Source organism: Streptomyces sp. NPDC017225, from assembly GCF_044331465.1.
GTDB lineage: Bacteria > Actinomycetota > Actinomycetes > Streptomycetales > Streptomycetaceae > Streptomyces.
This window is the reverse complement of record NZ_JBIRNE010000013.1, coordinates 208212-227160: the sequence shown is the minus strand read 5'-3', so window position 1 is coordinate 227160 and position 18949 is coordinate 208212. Positions and strand designations below refer to the sequence as shown.

The 18949-nt window shown below is 72.3% G+C and carries 18 protein-coding genes and 1 pseudogene; 12 read left to right on the top strand and 7 right to left on the bottom strand.

Annotated elements, in window-relative coordinates:
• Nucleotides 1-18 precede the first annotated feature (18 nt).
• Both modA and ACH4NX_RS26825 read right to left on the bottom strand, forming a co-directional pair.
• Entirely contained in the window at nucleotides 19-855 is an 837-nt protein-coding gene (gene modA / locus ACH4NX_RS26830; protein ID WP_398128978.1) for a molybdate ABC transporter substrate-binding protein, read from the bottom strand.
• Between the two features lie 220 nt (nucleotides 856-1075).
• Nucleotides 1076-1471, bottom strand: coding sequence for a molybdopterin-binding protein (locus tag ACH4NX_RS26825; protein ID WP_398128977.1), 396 nt, complete (start codon nucleotides 1469-1471; stop codon nucleotides 1076-1078).
• Between the two features lie 131 nt (nucleotides 1472-1602).
• Between ACH4NX_RS26825 and ACH4NX_RS26820 the strand changes: the two genes are divergently transcribed.
• The 5 genes from ACH4NX_RS26820 (at nucleotide 1603) to ACH4NX_RS26800 (ending at nucleotide 6878) form a co-directional block, all read left to right on the top strand.
• Nucleotides 1603-1749, top strand: a complete 147-nt coding sequence (locus ACH4NX_RS26820) for a hypothetical protein (protein WP_351395334.1) — start codon at nucleotides 1603-1605, stop codon at nucleotides 1747-1749.
• Nucleotides 1750-2286: 537 nt separating this feature from the next.
• Nucleotides 2287-2376, top strand: a complete 90-nt coding sequence (gene kdpF, locus ACH4NX_RS26815) for a K(+)-transporting ATPase subunit F (RefSeq protein ID WP_016434100.1) — start codon at nucleotides 2287-2289, stop codon at nucleotides 2374-2376.
• Between the two features lie 7 nt (nucleotides 2377-2383).
• Nucleotides 2384-4045, top strand: a complete 1662-nt coding sequence (gene kdpA, locus ACH4NX_RS26810) for a potassium-transporting ATPase subunit KdpA (protein ID WP_398128976.1) — start codon at nucleotides 2384-2386, stop codon at nucleotides 4043-4045.
• Nucleotides 4045-6204: a potassium-transporting ATPase subunit KdpB gene (gene kdpB / locus ACH4NX_RS26805; protein WP_398128975.1), complete on the top strand. Its 2160-nt coding sequence runs from the start codon at nucleotides 4045-4047 to the stop codon at nucleotides 6202-6204. Before kdpA ends, kdpB begins: the two co-directional genes overlap by 1 nt.
• A gap of 5 nt (nucleotides 6205-6209) precedes the next feature.
• Complete coding sequence (locus tag ACH4NX_RS26800) at nucleotides 6210-6878, top strand: potassium-transporting ATPase subunit C (RefSeq protein ID WP_398128974.1); 669 nt, start codon at nucleotides 6210-6212, stop codon at nucleotides 6876-6878.
• 287 nt (nucleotides 6879-7165) lie between these two features.
• Here the strand turns inward: ACH4NX_RS26800 and ACH4NX_RS26795 are convergent.
• The 3 genes and pseudogenes from ACH4NX_RS26795 to ACH4NX_RS26785 all read right to left on the bottom strand — a co-directional run.
• Nucleotides 7166-7633: pseudogene (locus ACH4NX_RS26795) on the bottom strand (substrate-binding domain-containing protein); the annotation flags it as partial.
• A 172-nt stretch (nucleotides 7634-7805) separates the two neighbouring features.
• Nucleotides 7806-8009, bottom strand: coding sequence for a DUF5999 family protein (locus tag ACH4NX_RS26790; protein ID WP_398128973.1), 204 nt, complete (start codon nucleotides 8007-8009; stop codon nucleotides 7806-7808).
• Nucleotides 8010-8282: 273 nt separating this feature from the next.
• A complete protein-coding gene (locus tag ACH4NX_RS26785; protein ID WP_351395321.1) occupies nucleotides 8283-8867 on the bottom strand; it encodes a hypothetical protein in 585 nt (194 codons plus the stop codon).
• A gap of 560 nt (nucleotides 8868-9427) precedes the next feature.
• Between ACH4NX_RS26785 and ACH4NX_RS26780 the strand changes: the two genes are divergently transcribed.
• Both ACH4NX_RS26780 and ACH4NX_RS26775 read left to right on the top strand, forming a co-directional pair.
• Nucleotides 9428-10945 (top strand): glutamate--cysteine ligase, encoded by a 1518-nt coding sequence (locus ACH4NX_RS26780; protein WP_351395318.1) that lies wholly within the window; start codon nucleotides 9428-9430, stop codon nucleotides 10943-10945.
• 111 nt (nucleotides 10946-11056) lie between these two features.
• On the top strand, nucleotides 11057-11956 hold the full coding sequence (locus tag ACH4NX_RS26775; protein WP_398128972.1) for a CPBP family intramembrane glutamic endopeptidase: 900 nt from the start codon (nucleotides 11057-11059) through the stop codon (nucleotides 11954-11956).
• Nucleotides 11957-12049: 93 nt separating this feature from the next.
• Here the strand turns inward: ACH4NX_RS26775 and ACH4NX_RS26770 are convergent, their stop codons facing one another.
• The gene (locus ACH4NX_RS26770) at nucleotides 12050-12859 is read right to left on the bottom strand and encodes a PhzF family phenazine biosynthesis protein (protein ID WP_351395315.1); all 810 of its coding nucleotides are present in this window, start codon (nucleotides 12857-12859) and stop codon (nucleotides 12050-12052) included.
• Between the two features lie 196 nt (nucleotides 12860-13055).
• On the opposite strand from ACH4NX_RS26770, the gene ACH4NX_RS26765 reads away from it, so the two are divergent.
• The 4 genes from ACH4NX_RS26765 to ACH4NX_RS26750 all read left to right on the top strand — a co-directional run bounded on the left by ACH4NX_RS26765 (nucleotide 13056) and on the right by ACH4NX_RS26750 (nucleotide 16778).
• Nucleotides 13056-13727 (top strand): PadR family transcriptional regulator, encoded by a 672-nt coding sequence (locus ACH4NX_RS26765; protein ID WP_398128971.1) that lies wholly within the window; start codon nucleotides 13056-13058, stop codon nucleotides 13725-13727.
• Nucleotides 13728-13982: 255 nt separating this feature from the next.
• On the top strand, nucleotides 13983-14522 hold the full coding sequence (locus tag ACH4NX_RS26760; protein WP_351395309.1) for a Clp protease N-terminal domain-containing protein: 540 nt from the start codon (nucleotides 13983-13985) through the stop codon (nucleotides 14520-14522).
• 97 nt (nucleotides 14523-14619) lie between these two features.
• Nucleotides 14620-15624 carry an EamA family transporter gene (locus tag ACH4NX_RS26755; protein WP_398128970.1) on the top strand — a complete coding sequence of 335 codons (1005 nt, stop codon included), beginning with the start codon at nucleotides 14620-14622 and terminating at the stop codon, nucleotides 15622-15624.
• Nucleotides 15625-15824: 200 nt separating this feature from the next.
• Entirely contained in the window at nucleotides 15825-16778 is a 954-nt protein-coding gene (locus tag ACH4NX_RS26750) for a DMT family transporter (RefSeq protein WP_398128988.1), read from the top strand.
• Nucleotides 16779-16836: 58 nt separating this feature from the next.
• Here the strand turns inward: ACH4NX_RS26750 and ACH4NX_RS26745 are convergent, their stop codons facing one another.
• Nucleotides 16837-17523, bottom strand: coding sequence for a pyridoxamine 5'-phosphate oxidase family protein (locus ACH4NX_RS26745; protein WP_351395303.1), 687 nt, complete (start codon nucleotides 17521-17523; stop codon nucleotides 16837-16839).
• Between the two features lie 35 nt (nucleotides 17524-17558).
• Between ACH4NX_RS26745 and ACH4NX_RS26740 the strand changes: the two genes are divergently transcribed.
• Nucleotides 17559-18902, top strand: coding sequence for an aminotransferase class I/II-fold pyridoxal phosphate-dependent enzyme (locus ACH4NX_RS26740; protein WP_398128969.1), 1344 nt, complete (start codon nucleotides 17559-17561; stop codon nucleotides 18900-18902).
• The last annotated feature ends 47 nt before the right edge of the window (nucleotides 18903-18949 follow it).

The window sequence follows — 18949 nt, the reverse complement described above, 5'->3', positions numbered from 1 at the left end:
CGGGTACGTCGCGCTTCCTCACGGCGTGCGGAACCCGGCCCCGGTCAGCACCCGCTGCCCCTCGGCGGACTTCACCAGGTCGATGAAGGCCTTGGCCGCGCCGGCGTTGGGAGCCTCGTCGAGGAGGGCGATCGGGTAGTCGTTGACGGCGTCGGCCGACTCGGGGAAGTCCACGCCCGTCACCTTGTCACCGGCCGCCTTCACATCGGTCCTGTACACGACGGCGGCGTCGGCCTCCTTCAGCTCGACCTTGGTCAGGGCGGCCTTGACGTCCTGCTCGTAGGAGACGGGGGTGAGCTCGAGGCCGCCGGCCGCCAGTGCCTTCCGCGCCGCGGCGCCGCACGGCACGGCCTTGTCGCACAGCACGACCTTGAGCCCGGATTCGGTGAGGTCCTTCAGGGAGGAGATCCCGTCCGGGTTGCCCGCCAGGGTGGCGATCTCCAGCTGGTTCCGTACGAAGGTGGACGGCTCGCCGGCCGTGGCCCCGGCGTCGGTGACGGTGGCCATCGTCTTCGGGCTGGCGGAGGCGAACACGTCCGCCGGGGCGCCGCTGGTGATGCTGGCGGCGAGAGTGTCGCTGCCGGCGAAGTTGAAGGTGACCTCGGTACCCGGGTGCTGTTTCTCGAACGTCTCGCCGAGCGCCGTGAAGCTCTCCTTGAGGGAGGCGGCGGCGAAGACGGTGACCTGGCCGGAGACCTTTCCGGAGGAGGACGACGAGGATCCGGCGGAGTCCGAGCCGGCGTCCGAGCCGGAGGACGACGAGCAGGCGCTCAGGGCCAGCAGCGCGGCGGCGCTCGGGCCGGTCACCCGCAGGGACCGGCGGATGCGGCGGGTCCTGCGCACGGAACGGGTCATCTCGGGCCACTCCCTCTGTGTCCGGGGGTGGGAGTCCGACGGGCCGGCACCCGGGCTGGACGACCTTGCGCACGGCGGGCTCCCCTGCGCCGATCATACTTCCGCAACTGCGAGGGAAAAGTCTTCTGTCGCATCGCATGAGCGAGCCGTGAATGCCAAACGGCTGGCATGTGCGTTCGTACGGGCGCGACGTCGCCGGGACGCGCCCTGGCGAGCAGGGTCACGCCCTGTCGATATGTACGTTCGTCGACTTCACGCGGGCGGTGGCCTCCATGCCCACCTCCAGGCCGAGTTCCTCCACCGCCTCCCGGGTCAGCAGGGAGACGAGCCGGTGCGGGCCGGCCTGGATCTCGACCTGGGCGGCGACGTCCCCGAGCTTGATCGCGGTCACGATCCCGGGGAAGGCGTTGCGGGCCGAGGTGTACGGGGTCTCCTCGCCGGCCCCGTCGGAGCGGGCGAGGCCGACCGAGAACGCGGCCAGGTCGCGCCCGTCGACGAGTCGTCGCCCGCCCTCGTCGCGGTGGGTGGTGATCCGGCCCGCGTCGGCCCAGCGGCGCGCGGTGTCCGGGCTGACGCCGAGCAGCCGTGCCGCCTGGCCGATCGTGTAGGACTGCATGCCGGTCACGATAGGCCGCGGGAGGGGAGCGCCGGACGTGGGGTTGGCCGTTGGGTACAACGCGATACGTCCTCAGTCCGTGGCGGTGGTGGGGTGCTCGCGTGGCGCCCCGGTGAGATCGGGGTGAGGCGATGACGGTGTCGCCCTCGCGAGGCCCCGGGGCCTCGCACGCGGACCGGGACCGGGACGCGGACGAAGTGAGCGGCGCCGCCGGGGACGGCCGGCTGGCCGGAGGCGCGGCGCTCACCGTGCGGACGCTGGGAGAGTGGCCGTCCTGACCGCCGACCTGCCGGTGGCGGCGGACGAGGGCCCGGTCACCGAGGTGAAGGAGACCGTCCGCGGCGAGCAGGGGGGCGTCGACCCGACGTGGCGCCGACTGGGTCCCGCCCCGGCGCAGGGAGATCCGTCCCGCCCGGGGCGAAGACCGTCAGGGCGGTCTCGTGTTCGAGGGTCGGCCGGGTGGCGCAGCGCCGCCGCCCCGCACCGCGGGGGCGGGGGCGGCGGCCCTTGACCGGGCTCCGACGTGCGCTTCGCCGTTCTTGACGCCGCCGCGGGGGCCCCGCGCCGCCGGGCCGGGGGCATGGCTCCCGCACGTTCCGCCCCGGGGTCGTAAGGGATCCGTCAAAGGGGCACAGACCACCGTATGGGACCCGTCAACAGTGGTCGCATCCGGTCGGGTGAGGGGTTTGCTCGAAGCGTCCTAGTCGCAACCGAACCTCACTCCAGGAGCTCACGATGGCCGATCTGGCCTTCGTCGTCACCACGATCGCGGTCGTCGCGCTGGTGGCTCTCGTCGCCAAGGGGGTGACGAAGCTGTGACCGCGGAGAACATCGTCGGCCTGGTCGTGGCCGTCGCCCTGCTGGGCTATCTCGTCCTCGCCCTGATCTTCCCGGAGAGGTTCTGAGAGTCACATGGGTTCCGTAACCGCCGGCGTACTCCAAGCGCTGGCCCTCATCGGCGCATTGGCGATCGCGCACGCCCCCCTGGGCAACTACATGGCCCGGGTCTACCTCTCTCCCAAGCACCTGAGGGTCGAGAAGTGGATCTACAAGGGCATCGGTGCCCGTCCGGACACGGAGATGCGCTGGACCGCGTATCTGCGCGGCGTGCTGGCCTTCTCCCTCGCCGGTGTCCTCTTCCTCTACCTGCTCCAGCGCGTCCAGGGCGTCCTGCCGGGCTCGCTCGGCTTCGACTCCGTGGAGCCGGCGCAGGCCTTCAACACCGCCGCGTCCTTCGTGTCCAACACGAACTGGCAGTCGTACTACGGCGAGCAGACGATGGGGCACGTCGTACAGACCGCCGGTCTGGCCGTGCAGAACTTCGTCTCGGCGGCGGTCGGCATGGCCGTGGCCGTCGCCCTCGTCCGGGGCTTCGCCCGCGCCCGCACCGGCGAGCTGGGCAACTTCTGGTCGGACCTGGTGCGCGGCGTCACCCGCGTGCTGGTGCCGCTGGCCGTCGTCGGCGCGCTGGTGCTGGTCGCCGGCGGAGTCATCCAGAACTTCTCCGGCATCCACGAGGTCGGGCAGTTCGCGGGCGGCTCACAGCAGTGGAACGGCGGCGCGGTCGCCTCGCAGGAGGCGATCAAGGAGCTGGGCACCAACGGCGGCGGCTACTTCAACGCCAACAGCGCGCACCCCTTCGAGAACCCGACGCCGTTCACCAACCTCTTCGAGATCTTCCTGATCCTGCTCATCCCGGTCTCCCTGACCCGGACCTTCGGCGTCATGGTCGGCTCGGTGCGCCAGGGCTACGCGATCCTCGCGACCATGGCCACCTTCTGGGCCGGCTTCGTCGCCCTGATGATGTGGACCGAGTTCGCCCACCAGGGTTCCGCCCTGCAGGCGGCCGGCGGTGCGTTCGAGGGCAAGGAGCTGCGCTTCGGGGTCGGAGGCTCGTCGATCTTCGCGGTGACCACGACGCTCACCTCCACCGGTGCCGTCGACTCCTTCCACTCGTCGTACACCGGGTTCGGCGGGGGCATCACGATGCTCGGCATGATGCTGGGCGAGATCGCGCCCGGCGGTGTCGGTACCGGGCTCTACGGCATGCTGATCATGGCGATCATCGCGGTCTTCGTCGCGGGGCTCATGGTCGGGCGTACGCCCGAGTACCTCGGCAAGAAGATCGGCCCCCGCGAGATCAAGCTCGCCGCCGTCTACATCCTGATCACTCCGGCGCTGGTGCTGGTGTTCACCTCACTGTCGATGGCCCTGCCGACCCCGCCGGACTCGATGCTCAACCCCGGTGCCCACGGCTTCTCCGAGGTGCTGTACGCCTTCACCTCCGCCGCGAACAACAACGGCTCGGCCTTCGCCGGGCTGAACGCGAACACCGACTGGTTCAACACCACGACCGGACTCGCGATGCTGCTCGGCCGCCTCCTGCCGATGGTGTTCGTCCTGGCCCTGGCCGGTTCGCTGGCCGGGCAGCAGCCGGTGCCGGCCACCGCGGGCACCCTGCGCACCGAGAAGCCGCTCTTCACCGGCCTGCTGGTCGGCGCCATCCTGATCATCGTCGGTCTCACCTACTTCCCGGCGCTGGCCCTGGGCCCGCTGGCGGAAGGGCTGGCGTGATGACCACTCGTATACCGAAGCACGAGGACTCCATGTCCACAGCCCCTTCCGCGGCCACTCCCACACCCCCTTCCGCGGCCACCGGGAACGGGGCGCCGCACGACGACGTCCCCACCGGCCGGCCGTCCACCCGGGGGCGTGGCGGCCAAGGGCTCTTCGTACCTGCCCAGCTGGCCCGGTCGGTGCCCGAGGCGTTCCGCAAGCTCGATCCGCGGGTGATGGTGAAGTCGCCCGTGATGTTCGTGGTGTGGATCGGCTCGGTGCTGACCACCGCCTTCTCCTTCACGGACCCGGGGGACCGGTTCGGCTGGACCATCAGCGTCTGGCTCTGGCTGACCGTGTTCTTCGCCAACCTGGCGGAGGCGGTCGCCGAGGGCCGGGGCAAGGCGCAGGCCGACACGCTCCGCAAGGCCAAGACCGACACGGTCGCCCGCCGGGTCGACGGGAGTACGGTCCCCGGCACCGAGCTGGGCGTCGGCGACCTGGTGGTCTGCGAGGCCGGGGACGTCGTCCCCGGTGACGGCGACGTCGTCGAGGGCGTCGCCTCGGTCGACGAGTCGGCCATCACCGGCGAGTCGGCGCCCGTCATCCGCGAGTCGGGCGGTGACCGCAGCGCCGTCACCGGCGGGACGAAGGTCCTCTCCGACCGCGTCGTCGTCCGGATCACCGCGAAGCCGGGCGAGACCTTCATCGACCGGATGATCAACCTGGTCGAGGGCGCGGCACGGCAGAAGACGCCGAACGAGATCGCGCTGAACATCCTGCTGGCGTCGCTGACCATCGTCTTCCTGCTGGCCTGCGCCACGCTGACGCCCTTCGCCGACTACGCGGGCACCCGGCTGACGCTGGTCGTGCTGGTGGCGCTGCTGGTCTGCCTGATCCCGACCACGATCGGCGCCCTGCTCTCCGCGATCGGCATCGCGGGCATGGACCGCCTGGTCCAGCGCAACGTGCTGGCCATGTCGGGGCGTGCCGTCGAGGCCGCGGGTGACGTCTCCACGCTGCTGCTGGACAAGACCGGCACGATCACCCTGGGCAACCGGCAGGCGGCCGAGTTCGTGCCGGTGCGCGGTACGACGGAGGCTCAGGTGGCGGACGCGGCCCAGCTCTCGTCACTGGCCGACGAGACGCCCGAGGGCCGCTCGGTCGTCGTCCTCGCCAAGGAGAGGTACGGGCTGCGCGAGCGGCACAGGGGCGAGCTGACCGCCGCCGAATGGATCACGTTCACCGCACAGACCCGCATGTCCGGCGTCGACGTCGGCGGCCGGAGGATTCGCAAGGGCGCGGCCGGGTCGGTGACGGCCTGGGTGCGCGAGCGCGGCGGCCAGGTCGCCGAGGAGACGGAACGGCTGGCCGACGACATCTCCGCGGCGGGCGGAACGCCGCTGCTGGTCGCCGTGGAGGACGGCGACGGAGCGCGCGTCCTCGGTGTGATCCATCTGAAGGACGTCGTCAAGCAGGGCATGCGGGAGCGGTTCGAGGAGCTGCGGCGCATGGGCATCAAGACCGTCATGATCACGGGCGACAACCCGCTGACGGCCAAGGCGATCGCCGACGAGGCGGGCGTCGACGACTTCCTCGCGGAGGCCACGCCCGAGGACAAGATGGCACTGATCAAGCGGGAGCAGGCCGGCGGCAAGCTGGTCGCGATGACCGGTGACGGCACCAACGACGCGCCCGCGCTCGCGCAGGCCGACGTCGGGGTGGCGATGAACACCGGCACGTCGGCCGCGAAGGAGGCCGGCAACATGGTCGACCTCGACTCCAACCCGACCAAGCTCATCGAGATCGTCGAGATCGGCAAGCAGCTCCTCATCACCCGGGGCGCGCTCACCACGTTCTCCATCGCCAACGACGTCGCCAAGTACTTCGCGATCATTCCGGCGCTGTTCGCGGCGGTCTACCCCGGCCTGGACAAGCTCAACATCATGCGGCTGTCCTCGCCGGACTCCGCGATCCTGTCGGCGGTCGTCTTCAACGCGCTGATCATCGTCGTACTGGTGCCACTCGCCCTGCGCGGCGTGCGGTACAGGCCGATGAGCGCGGACCGGATGCTCCGGCGCAACCTTGCGGTCTACGGCCTCGGTGGACTGGTCGCCCCCTTCATCGGCATCAAGATCATCGACATGCTTCTGTCCCTCATTCCCGGAATCGGTTGACCGCCATGAACAACTCGGTATCGAACACCGCCCGGTTGCTCGGAGCAGGCCTGCGCGCCCTCCTCGTGCTGACCCTGGTGACCGGCGTCATCTACCCCCTGGTGGTCACGGGCGTCGCCCAGGCCGTGTTCAAGGGCAAGGCGAACGGCTCACAGGTCTCGGCGGAGGGCCGCGTCGTGGGTTCCTCGCTGATCGGGCAGTCGTACAACCTGCCGCTGAAGCCGGGGCAGGAGACTCCGCAACCGGACCTGAAGTGGTTCCAGGGCCGCCCCGCCAACGGCCTGGGGGACAACACCCTCAACACCCAGTACCGCCTGATCCTGTCCGGCGCCACCAACCTGGCCGCCGACAACCCGGAGCTGGTCGAGCAGGTACGGGCGGCCCAGGCCGCCGTCATCGAGGACAACTCGGTGCCCGGCCACCCGGTCGAGCGGTCCGACATCCCCGCCGACGCGGTGACCTCCTCGGGCTCGGGGCTGGACCCGCACATCTCCCCGCGCTACGCCGAACTGCAGGTTCCCCGGGTCGCCCGGGAGAACGGCCTGCCGGTCGCGGAGGTACGGCGGCTCGTCGACCGGCACACGGAGGGCCGCACCCTCGGCTTCGTCGGCGAGCCGCGGGTGAACGTCCTCGAACTGAACATCGCGCTCAAGGGGCTGGTGACGAAGGGCTGAGCGGGAGCGGCGCGCCGTCCGACGCCGGGGCCGACATCGACATCGGCGCCGGCGCGGCGCGGCCGAGCGGGTGCCGACGGCCCGGGGCACCCTGATGCCGTCGGGCCGTCGGGCCGTCGGCACCCGCACCGTCCGTGTGAGGATCGCGGCCAGCAGCCGGCGCGGTGCTCGCGCGGAGTACGAGTTCCGTGGCGAGCTCCACCCGGGGTGAGTCCGGCCGCAGGTCGCGGGGCCGACCAGCGGACCTCCGGAAGGTCGTCGAAGCCGGCGACGCTCATGTCCGGTGGCACCCTCAGCCCGCGCCGGCGCAGCGCCTCGATCGCGCCGAGCGCCATCTGGTCACCGGCCGCGAACACGGCGGTCGGCGGCTGGGGGAGGTCCAGCAGGTGTCGCAGCCCGCGAGGCCGGACTCGGGGCGGAAGCCGCCGGGCACGATCAGGGACGTCCACGGGAACGCCGGCGCCTTCCAGAGCGGCTCGGTAGCCGTCGAGGCGGGCTCGTGAGCACAGGAGCCGGGGCGGGCCCGCGATCAGTCCGATCCTGCGGTGCCCGAGGGACAGCAGATGCTCGGTGGCCGCCACGCCTCCCGACCAGTCGGCGGCGCCGACCGTGGGCGCGCCCAGGGCCGGGGAGCCTGCCGGGTCGACGACCACCAGGGGAACGGCGAGGACACGCGGCTCCTCGTGGAGGACCGGCTCCAGTGCGGAGGTGACGAGTACGACGCCGTCACAGGCGCGGGCGCGCAGGTTAGGCATCCACTCGCGCGCGTCGCCTCCGGCCCGGCGAGCCGCGCCATGACCGCGACGGCACGGGGAGCCGCGGGGAGTGACCGGCTTCGGACACGCGTCGGGGCCGGTTCGCAGAGGTGTCTGCGGGCCGGCCCCGTGGTTCACCGGGCGAAGCGGCGTCACACCGCCCGGTCCGTGCTCAGGCGGCGGTCGTCAGGCCCGCGCCGACAGGGCGGTGCGGGGCGATGGCCCGACCGTCCGGCAGGAGCTCACCGGTGTCCTCGAAGAGGACCACGCCGTTGCACAGCAGGCTCCAACCCTGCTCCGGGTGGTGCGCCACGAGACGGGCGGACTCCCGGTCGGCGGAGTCGACTGAGGGACACGGTGGCTGGTGCTGACACATGAGTGGGGTCTCTCGGTCTGTTGTGACGGGTGCGTTCGCTGTCTTGGCTGTCTCGCGGCGTGAAGCGTCGTTCATGGCCGCCCCCCGTTGTGAAAGTAGGTCCGAACCCAGTGTTGCCCCACGGGCCTCGATCCGCAGGTATTTCGCAGCACCGCTTCTCACAGGTTGATGACGCCTCACCCGCGCGGACGGTTCATCTCAACTCCACTGTCATTTCGGGTGGTTCGGCATGGCCGGATGAGGCTAGTCCGCGCGGGTGGGTGAGCGAGCGGGTCAGGCGGGGGAGCGCAGCAGCCGAGTCGGCGTCACCCGGTGCGTGAGGACCGGCAGCAGCTCGGCGACCCGGTGCGGACGGTGGGCCGCGATGCCGGGAGGGGCCGGCGCCAGCGGCACCAGCAGGTCGGTGGCCGCGGGGTGTCCGGTGGTGGCGTCCGCCGCGCAGTCGCCGTGCAGCCACAGGGTGAGCATGTACAGCCCGGGAACCGACAGCAGACGCGGCTGGTGGGCCTGGGGCATCGACTCGGCCTGACGCAGCGCGCGCTCGGTCGAGGCGACGTAGGGGCCCTCGAAGAAGTGCGAGAACGCCCACCCGTCGGGTGTCAGCATGGTCTCCGCCGCCGCCACCGCCCGGTCGCCGCAGCGGATGAGGAACCGCCATCCGGTCAGCCGCGTCGCCGTCACGCCCTCTGCCGTGATCCGGTCCAGGACGTATACGGGCAGGGGCAGTTCGGGTGTCGCGGGTCCCTGGGCGCCGAGCAGGGAGGGTGTCCGGGCCTCGCGGACCGCGGTGGGAGAGGAGAGGGCGGTGAGGACGGAGCGCAGGGCGGGCGCGGGGGCAGGGGGGACACGCAGGGGCATGATGGGTCGCCTCTCATTCGAAGGCACGTGGCGCGAGGGCGGAGTGGGGCGGACGACGCTGTCAGCTCACAGGGCTGGGGGAGGCAGGGGCCGGGGTCCGAGAACCGAGAAGGGGGTGAGGCCTGCCGCGCGTCAGCTCGACGGCAGGATCCATCGACCGTGGGCGCCGGTCATCTGCCTTGTCCGCGGAGTTTATACGACATGTGTTCAGACTGTGTTTCGACTAGCCGATTCCGGCAACCAGTACAAGGTTGCATTCGGCCGTCGATATGCGGGAATCATCCGGATTTCCGGCCGGGTGTACGGCGGCGACCTCGGGGAATGTTCACCGAGCGGTCGGCCAATTGTCGTCGGCGTTTTTCACGAGTTACCGGGCAGGGAAACTGCTGAGCGTGCCATGCCCGGTGAATGTGCCAGCGGTCACATCGGCACAGCGTAGTGGGTGCCGGGCCGGTGCGAGGGCGTTATCGATCGCTTCCGCTGGGCATCATCCCACCTGACCGGCCACCGGCCACCGGCGGCCGGATCTTCGACTCACCGCTCCGAGAAGGGACTCTTCCATGGGGGAGAAGGTCGTGGCAGGTCAGTTCGACCTGTCCGATCGCCAGCGCTACCGCGAGAAGCTCCAGCGGTGCCTGACGGGCCTGGAGCGACTTCTGGCGGAGAAGCGGTTCGACCGTCCGAAGGACCTGATGGGGCTGGAGATCGAATTGAATCTCGTCGGCGCCGACGGGATGCCGAAAATGTTGAATGCGCAAGTCCTCGAACGCATCGCGAGCCGTGACTTCCAAACAGAACTCGCCATGTTCAACCTGGAAGTCAACATCGCTCCACATCGGCTGGGCGGCCGGGTTTTCGACCGTCTCGCCGAGGAGATCCGTACGTCGCTGGCATATGCGGACCGCAAGGCCGGCGAGGTGGACGCGAGCATCGCGATGATCGGCATTCTGCCGACGCTGGACCGGGACGACCTGGTCTCCTCCAACCTCTCCGCCGTCGACCGCTACGCACTGCTCAACGAGCAGATCGTGGCCGCCCGCGGTGAGGACTTCACCCTCGACATCGAGGGCGTCGAGCGACTGACCTGCACCTCCAAATCCATCGCCCCGGAGGCCGCCTGCACCTCGGTGCAGTTGCACCTCCAGGTCACCCCGGACCGTTTCGCCGACGTGTGGAACGCGGCCCAGGCGGTCACCGCCGCGCAGATCGCCGTCGGCGCCAACGCGCCCTTCCTGTTCGGCCGCGAGCTCTGGCGCGAGTCACGCCCCCCGCTGTTCCAGCAGTCCACCGACACGCGTCCGCCCGAGCTCCAGGCCCAGGGCGTCCGACCGCGTACCTGGTTCGGCGAGCGGTGGGTGACCTCGGCGTACGACCTGTTCGAGGAGAACCGGCGCTACTTCCCGGCGCTCCTGCCGATCTGCGACGACGAGGAACCGCTGGCGGTCCTGGACGCGGGCGGGGTGCCCTCACTCTCCGAACTCGTCCTGCACAACGGCACCGTCTACCGCTGGAACCGCCCCGTCTACGACATCGCCGACGGCGTCCCGCACCTGCGCGTGGAGAACCGCGTCCTGCCCGCCGGCCCCACCGTCACCGACGTCATCGCCAACGCGGCCTTCTACTACGGCGTCGTGCGCGCGCTGGCCGAGGAGCCCCGGCCGGTGTGGACCCGGCTGCCGTTCGAGGCAGCCGCCGCCAACTTCGAGGCCGCGTGCCGCCACGGCATCGACGCCCGCTTCGAATGGCCCCGGCGCGGCCGGCTGGGCGGCACCACCGAGGTCGACGCCGCCGTCCTCGTACGCGACGAACTGCTTCCGCTCGCCGAGGCCGGGCTGGACGCGTGGGGTGTCGAGCCCGCCGACCGGGACCTGTACCTCGGCGTGATCGAGGAGCGGTGCCGGCGCCGGGTCAACGGCGCGTCCTGGCAGGCGGCCACCTTCCACCGGGCGCTGGAGTCGGGCCTGTCCCGGGACGCGGCGCTGGCCGCCACGACCCGCCGCTACGTCGAGCTCATGCGCGACGGCCATCCCGTGCACCTGTGGCCGGTGGGCCTGCCGGAGCCGGCGCCGCTGGGCTGAGCCACGCCACGACCGCGCTGCTCCCCACCCCGGCCGCCGGGTCCGCCCCCGCCGCGCGCCGCCTCATACTGATCGGGCAAGCTGTGACGTCCCAGCTGGAGGCAGGTGTGCATGGCGGAGGCGGGCCCGTTGGACGATTCGTTCCCTCAGAAGCCAGTTCATGAGGAGAAGCACGGTAGCGGGGAGCGACCCGGTCGGGGGGAGAGCGCAGGGCGTGGGGAGAAGGCGGTTCGTGAGGAACCCGTTCTCGGGGAGCGGCTCTCGCGACGGAACCTGCGCGACGAGACACTGCTCGTCCTGGCGCTGTCGCTCGGCGCCAGCGGGGTGTCGGCCCTCATCAGTTTCATCGGCTCGGTCACCCGCCCCGGCGGGCTGAAGGACCAGGCGGCCACTCTCAACGCCTCCGCGGCGCCCGGCCGTCCCTGGCTCGACCTGGCCTGGCAGCTCTTCGGGATCAGCACGGCGCTCGTCCCGGTCGCGCTCGTCGCGCACTTCCTGCTGCGTGAGGGCCGGAGCCTGCGCACGCTCGGCTTCGACCGCGGCCGTCCGTGGCCGGACCTGGGCCGCGGGGCCGCCGTCGCCGCCGTCATCGGCAGCACCGGTATCGCCTTCTACCTGGCCGCCCGGGGCCTCGGCTTCAACCTCACCGTGGTGCCCGAGGCCCTGCCCGACGTGTGGTGGAAGTACCCCGTACTGATCCTCTCGGCGGTGCAGAACTCCGTCCTGGAGGAGGTCCTCGTCGTCGGCTACCTGCTGCGGCGGCTGGACCAGCTCGGCTGGAGTCCGGGCGCGTCCCTGGCGGCCAGTTCGGTGCTGCGCGGGTCCTACCACCTCTACCAGGGCATCGGCGGCTTCATCGGCAACATGGTGATGGGCGTCGTGTTCGTGTACCTGTACCGCCGGTGGGGGCGCGTGGGCCCGCTGGTGGTGGCGCACTCGCTGCTCGACATCGGGGCCTTCGTGGGATACGCGTTGCTCGCCGGGAAGGTGGACTGGCTCCCGACGGCGTGAAAGCGGTGGGGACGTGGAGGGAGACCTCCCCGCCACGCCCCCGCCCCACCCCGCCTCACCCAACTCCACCGCCGGACAGGCCCGGGTCCGCTCTCAAGCCAGCAGCTCACCCTCGATCACCGTCACCGCGCGCCCGCTCAGCAGCGTGCGCCTGCCGCGCGTCTCGGTGCGGACCCGGCCGGAGCGCGGCGAGGCCTGGAGTCCCGTGAGGTCGGCGCGGCCGAGGCGCTCGGACCAGAAGGGTGCGAGGGCCGTGTGGGCGCTGCCGGTGACCGGGTCCTCGTCGACGCCGACGTTCGGGAAGAAGCAGCGGGAGACGTAGTCGTAGCCGCGTGCCGGGTCCTCCGCACGGGCGGTGGCGATGATGCCGCGCGCGGAGTGGGCGGCCAGCGCCCTGTGATCCGGCGTCAGGCCATGGACCGTCTTCTCGTCGGCGACCTCGACCAGCAGGTCCCCGATGTCCGGCCCGGTGTCGAGGACGGCGTGGGGCTCGGCGCCCAGGGCCTCGGCGACGCCCGCCGGCACCTCGACCGGGGTGAGCGTCGCGGTCGGGAAGTCCAGCGTGATCGACCCGTCCTCGCGGGGCGTCGCGACCAGGACGCCACTGCGCGTGGCGAACCGCACCGGGCCCCTGTGGGCGCCGGTGGTGTGCAGGACGTGGGCCGTGGCGAGCGTGGCGTGGCCGCACATCGCGACCTCGGTGGCCGGCGTGAACCAGCGCAGCGCCCAGTCGGCCTCACCGCCCTCGGGCAGCGGGTGGGCGAACGCGGTCTCGGCGTGGTTGACCTCCAGGGCGACCTGCTGGAGCCGGTCGTCGCCCGGGAAGGCGTCGAGGAGCAGGACCCCGGCGGGGTTGCCGGCGAAGGGCCGGTCGGTGAAGGCGTCGACGATTCGGATGCGCATGCCCCGACGCTAGACGCTCCGCGCGACCGCGGACCAAGGCCAATTCACGAGTTCTGGACCGGGTTCCGTGCCTGGTGATCCGGCTCCTCGCGCCGACGCCGGTGGTCCTGAGCGGATCGGGAGGGTTGCCAGTCGACACGTTCCGATATATCGTTGAGTTATCGCGACAGATCAATGACTGGATGGAGTGATGGTCATGCGTAATCACGGCTACGAGCGTGGACACGGTGGGGGCGGCCCCTTCGGCCGCGGCGGTCACGGCGGCTCCGGCGGCTCCGGTGGCTTCGAGGGTTTCGACGGCCGGCGTGCGGCCTTCGGTCCCTTCGGGCCGGGTGGTCCCGGCGGCGGTCCCGGCGGCGGCCCCTTCGGGCCGGGCTTCGGTCACGGAGGCCCCTGGGGCGGCCGAGGGCGTGGCGGTCCGAGGGGAAGGGCACGGCGCGGTGACGTACGGGCATCGATCCTGGCCCTCCTGAAGGACCGGCCGATGCACGGCTACGAGATGATCCAGGAGATCGCCGAGCGCAGCGGCGGGGCGTGGAAGCCCAGCCCCGGCTCGGTCTACCCCACCCTCCAGCTGCTGGAGGACGAGGGCCTGATCGCCAGTGAGAGCGAGGGCGGGAAGAAGCTCTTCGCGCTCACCGAGGCGGGCCGCGCCGCAGCCGAGGAGGGGCCGGAGGCGCCCTGGGAAGAGGCCTCACGGGGCGTCGACTGGGAGGCGCTGAACGACGTCCGGCAGGCCGGCTTCGGGCTGATGGAGGCCTTCGGCCAGGTCTGGAAGACCGGCAGCAAGGAGCAGCGGGAGAAGGCGGTCGCCGTCATCGGTGACGCCCGCAAGAAGCTGTACCTGATCCTCGCCGACGAGGACTGAACCGTACGGCCGCAGTCACGAGGTGCCCCGCGGAGCGCTCCGCGGGGCACCTTCGCGCGCGGGTGGGCTCGGCCGCCTCCGCCGTGTCGCCACCGTGAGGACGTGCGGCAAGGCGCCACGCCTCCGTGAGGGCGAAACGGCTTGATCTCATCCGCAAGGAGGAGATTTCGGCCGGGTGGGTCCACTCTGCGTGGGACGCCGAAATGCTTCCCTTCGGGGATGACCCGGTCGCGAGGGACTGATGAGCTGGGGGATGTGCAACCCCGTATCCCCCGGCAGTCGCCCGGCGAGCAAGACGCCCGGCGCCCGGAAGGCGCCGACGCCGATGCCCGGTTCAACGCGGAACTGGCATCGGTGGTCTCCGGCGCCCGCCGCCGAGCGGTGCGGGACGGGGACCGGCAGATCGACACGGCCCACCTGCTGCACTCCCTCCTGGAACACGACCCCGAGGTGTGCACCGTCCTCGGTGAGGGACCGAGGATCGCCCGGCTCCTCGGTTACCTCGTGCAGCGCAGCATCGGCTACGGCCTGCGCTGGCAGAGCACGGTCGAGGACTCCGGGGCCGTACCCGTGGTGAGCGGCGTCGTCGGTCTCTCGCCGCTGGCCGCCGCGGCCATGGCGGACGCCTGCGTACGCGCGCGACGGCGGGGGGCGGCCCGGGCCTGCGGTATCGACCTGCTCGCCGCCCTCGTCGCGGACCCGCAGGCGCGGGCCGTCGAGGTGCTCGGCCGCGCCGCCGTCGAACCGCGCACGGTGCTCGCCCGCGTGGAGAACCACTTCGAGCCGACACCCTGATCCCGGCCGGGGCGTCCGCGCGGTCGTGTCGTGGACGCGTCCAGTCGGTGAGACAGGTGTCTTTGGGGGTGACGGTCATGTCGTCCCCTGTCATCATGTGCCGGTGCATACGTCTGACAGTGCTCGCGGCACCCACGGAAAGGGTGCCGGGCTCGGCCTGGCGCTCGCGTCCGCGGTCGCCTTCGGAGGGTCCGGGGTCGCGGCCAAGCCGCTGATCGAGGCGGGACTCGACCCGCTCCACGTGGTCTGGCTGCGCGTGGCCGGCGCGGCCCTGGTGATGCTGCCTCTCGCCGTGCGCCACCGCGCGCTGCTGCGCCGCCGACCCGGTCTGCTCGCCGGGTTCGGCCTGCTCGCCGTGGCCGGCGTGCAGGCCTGCTACTTCGCCGCCATCTCCCGTATCCCCGTGGGCGTCGCGCTGCTCGTCGAGTACCTGGCGCCCGCCCTGGTCCTCGGCTGGGTGCGGTTCGTGCAACGATGGCCCGTGACGCGGGCCGCGGCGCTCGGCGTAATCCTCGCGGTCGGCGGGCTCGCCTGCGTCGTGGAGGTCTGGTCGGGGCTGCGCTTCGACGCGGTCGGACTGCTGCTCGCGCTCGGCGCGGCCTGCTGCCAGGTGGGCTACTTCGTCCTGTCCGACCAGGGCAGCGACGCCGGAGACGAGGCGCCCGACCCGCTCGGCGTCATCGCCTACGGCCTGCTCGTCGGGGCCGCCGTGCTCACCGTCGTCGCCCGCCCCTGGTCCATGGACTGGTCCGTCCTCACCCACGAGGTCCCCATGGACGGCACACCCGTCGCCGCCGCGCTGCTGCTGGCCTGGATCGTGTTCATCGCCACGGTCCTCGCCTACGTCACCGGCATCGTCGCCGTGCGCCGCCTCTCGCCGCAGGTCGCGGGCGTCGTGGCATGCCTCGAGGCGGTCGTCGCGACCGTCCTGGCCTGGGTGCTGCTCGGCGAGCACCTGTCCGCCCCGCAGATCATCGGGGGCGTCGTGGTCCTGGTGGGCGCCTTCATCGCCCAGTCGTCGACGCCCGCCAAGGGGTCCACGGATCCGGTGGCGAGCGGCGGACCGGAAAGGGAGTTGTCCGGCCGGGGAACGGCGACCTAAGCTGCTGATCATGCATTCCGACGCACTCGTCCTCCCGCCTCCGGCCGCCTGAGGCGGGCCCTGTGATCAGCCCGGCGCACTGTCGCCGGGCCGGACGGTGCTGCCCGCAGACGCAGTCCCCGCGCCCCCGGCCGTTCCGGGGCCCGCTTCGAACTCCCGCGCCCTGTGCGCGTCTGCGGAGAGAACTCGTGTCGAAAGCCGTGTCGAATGCCGTCTCCGGCCTGCCCGTCGGGCGTGGCCTCCTCTACCTGATCGTCGCCGGTTTCGCCTGGGGCACCGCCGGTGCCGCCGCCTCGCTGGTCTACCGGGCCAGTGACATGGGGCCCGTCGCCCTGTCCTTCTGGCGGTGCGCGGCCGGGCTCGTGCTGCTGCTCGCCGTCCGCCCGCTGCGCCCGCGCCCGCGCGTGCACGGGCGCACCGCCGTACGCGAGCCGTTCGCCCGCAAGGTACTGCGGGCCGTGGTCACCGGCCTGGGCCTCGCGGTGTTCCAGACCGCCTACTTCGCCGCGGTGCAGTCCACCGGGCTCGCCGTGGCCACCGTGGTCACGCTCGGCGCCGGCCCGGTGCTCATCGCGCTCGGCGCGCGCCGCGCCCTCGGGGAGCACCTGGGCCGCGGCGGGGCCGCCGCCGTGGTCGGGGCGCTCGCCGGGCTCGTGGTGCTCGTCCTCGGCGGCGGAAGTACGACCGTCCGCCTGTCGGGCGTGCTCCTCGCGCTGCTGTCCGCCGTCGGCTACTCGGTGATGACGCTGCTCACCCGCTGGTGGGGGCGCGACGGCGGGGCGGACGCCGCCAGTACGTCCGTCGGGGCGTTCGCCGTCACCAGCCTGTGCCTGCTGCCGCTCGCCCTCGCCGAGGGGCTGGTGCCGCACACCGCCGAACCGGTCCGCCTCCTGTGGCTCCTGGCGTACGTCGCCGCCGTCCCGACCGCCCTCGCCTACGCGCTCTACTTCGCCGGCGCGGCCGTCGTCCGGTCCGCCACCGTCTCCGTGATCATGCTGCTGGAACCGGTCAGCGCGGCGGCGCTCGCCGTGCTGCTCCTCGGCGAACACCTCACGGTCGCGACGCTGTCCGGAACCCTGTTGATGCTCGGCTCGGTCGCGGGGCTCGCGGTGACGGAGACCCGTCAGGCGCGGACGCGGCCGGCGCCTGCCTGACCACCGGCCGGCGCCGGCGTGACGGCCGGCGCCGGCTCGCGGGCCGTCCGGCCCCGTGTCACAGAGCCGACAGGTAGCCGGGCAGTCCGGTGCCGGAGTCCAGGCCCGGGTCGGCGACCGGGGCGTCGTAGCCCTTGCGCAGCGGGACGAGGCCTGCCCAGTGGGGGAGGGCGAGGTCCTCGGGCTCGTCGTTCACACCGCCGGTGCGGAGCTTGGCGGAGACCTCGTTCAGATCGAGGCGGATCACGGCGGTGGCGGCCAGCTCCTTCTTGTTGGCCGGCCGGGAGTCGCGGGAGCGGCCGGGGACGACGTGGTCGACCAGGGCGTCCAGGGCCGTCCGCCTCTCCTCCGCGTCCGTCACGTCGTACGCGGTGCCGTGCACCACCACCGACCGGTAGTTGATCGAGTGGTGGAAGGCCGAGCGGGCCAGCACCAGCGCGTCCACGTGCGTCACCGTCAGGCACACCGGCAGCCCCGGGTCGGCCGCGCCCGTCATCCGCAGCGGGCGCGAGCCCGTCGAGCCGTGCACGTAGAGCCGCTCGCCGACCCGGCCGTAGAGCGTCGGCAGCACCACCGGGGAGCCGTCGCGGACGAAGCCGAGATGGCAGACGTATCCCTCGTCGAGTATCGAGTGCACCAGCTCCTTGTCGTACGAGGCGCGGTCGGGGGAGCGGGTGGGGACGGTGCGGTCGGTGGGCGGGTACGCGGTGGCGGACTGCGACGGCGTCTGCGTGGGCCCCTGCATGGCGCTCTCCATTGCACTAGTGCATAATGTGGTTTGTGCTAGGAGAGTATCGGATCACAGGACGGGGTGCGGCGGAGATTTCCGCGAGTGTCGAGCGTGCGGTGGGCTCTGGGGAGCTGGAGCCCGGGCAACCGCTGCCGCCCATGCGGGAGTTGGCGCAGACGCTCGGGGTGAACCCGAACACGGTCGCCGCCGCCTATCGCACCCTGCGCGAGCGCGGGGTCATCGAGACGGCCGGGCGCCGGGGCAGCCGCGTGCGCGCGAAGCCGGCCACCACCGGGCGCGAGTTCCTCAGGGTCGAGGTGCCGAAGGGGGTGCGCGACGTGTCCGCCGGAAACCCCGACCCGGCGCTGCTGCCCGCGCTGGGACCGGTGTTCGCGGCGGCGGCCGAGCAGGGCGACCGGGAACCGGTGCTGTACGGGGACGAGCCCGTGGAGCCGGAACTGGCGCGCCGCGCCCGGGCCGAACTGGACGCCGACGGAGTGCCGAAGGGGCCCGTGGCCGTCACATCGGGCTCGCTGGACGCCATGGAGCGGGTGCTCGCGACCCACCTCCGACCGGGCGACGCCGTCGCCGTCGAGGACCCGGGCTGGGGAAGTCTCCTCGACCTCGTCCCCGCGCTCGGCCTGCGCACGGTCGCCGTCGGCGTCGACGACGAGGGGCCGCTGCCACAAGACGTACGCCGGGTCATCGAGGGCGGTGCCCGCGCCCTGGTCGTCACGGACCGCGCGCAGAACCCGACCGGCGCCGCGGTGAGCGCCACGCGCGCGCGTGCCCTGCGGTCCGTGCTGCGCGACCACCCTCGGACGCTGCTGATCGAGGACGACCACGGCCACCGCATCGTCGACCTGCCCCTGCACCCGCTCGCCGGTACGACGCACAGCTGGGCCTTCGTCCGCTCGGCGGCCAAGGCCTGCGGCCCCGACCTGCGCCTCGCCGTGCTCACCGGGGACGCCGTCACGCTGGACCGGGTGCGCGGGAGGCAGCGGCTGGGTCCCGGCTGGGTCAGCCGCATCACCCAGCGGGCGGTCGCCCGGCTGTGGGCGGACGGCGCGGTGGACGCGCACGCGGTGGCGGCGGCGTACGGGTGGCGCCGGGACGCGCTCCTCGGCGCTCTCGCCGAACGCGGGATCGCCGCGCACGGACGCAGCGGCATGAACGTGTGGGTCCCGGTGCCGGACGAGACCGGCGCCGTCGCCCGGCTGCTGCACGCGGGCTGGGCCGTGGCCCCGGGCGCGCGCTTCCGCGTGGGCGCCCCGCCCGGTATCCGGATCACCGTCTCCTCGCTGACGGAGGGCGACGTCGCGCCTCTGGCGGACGCGGTCGCGACGGCGGTGGGGCCGGGACCGGGCTGGGCAAGGCACCGGAGCCAGGTCTGACCCGTGGCGCCCCGCCGGGCCGCGCCCGGTTTCGGCCGGGTCGCTCA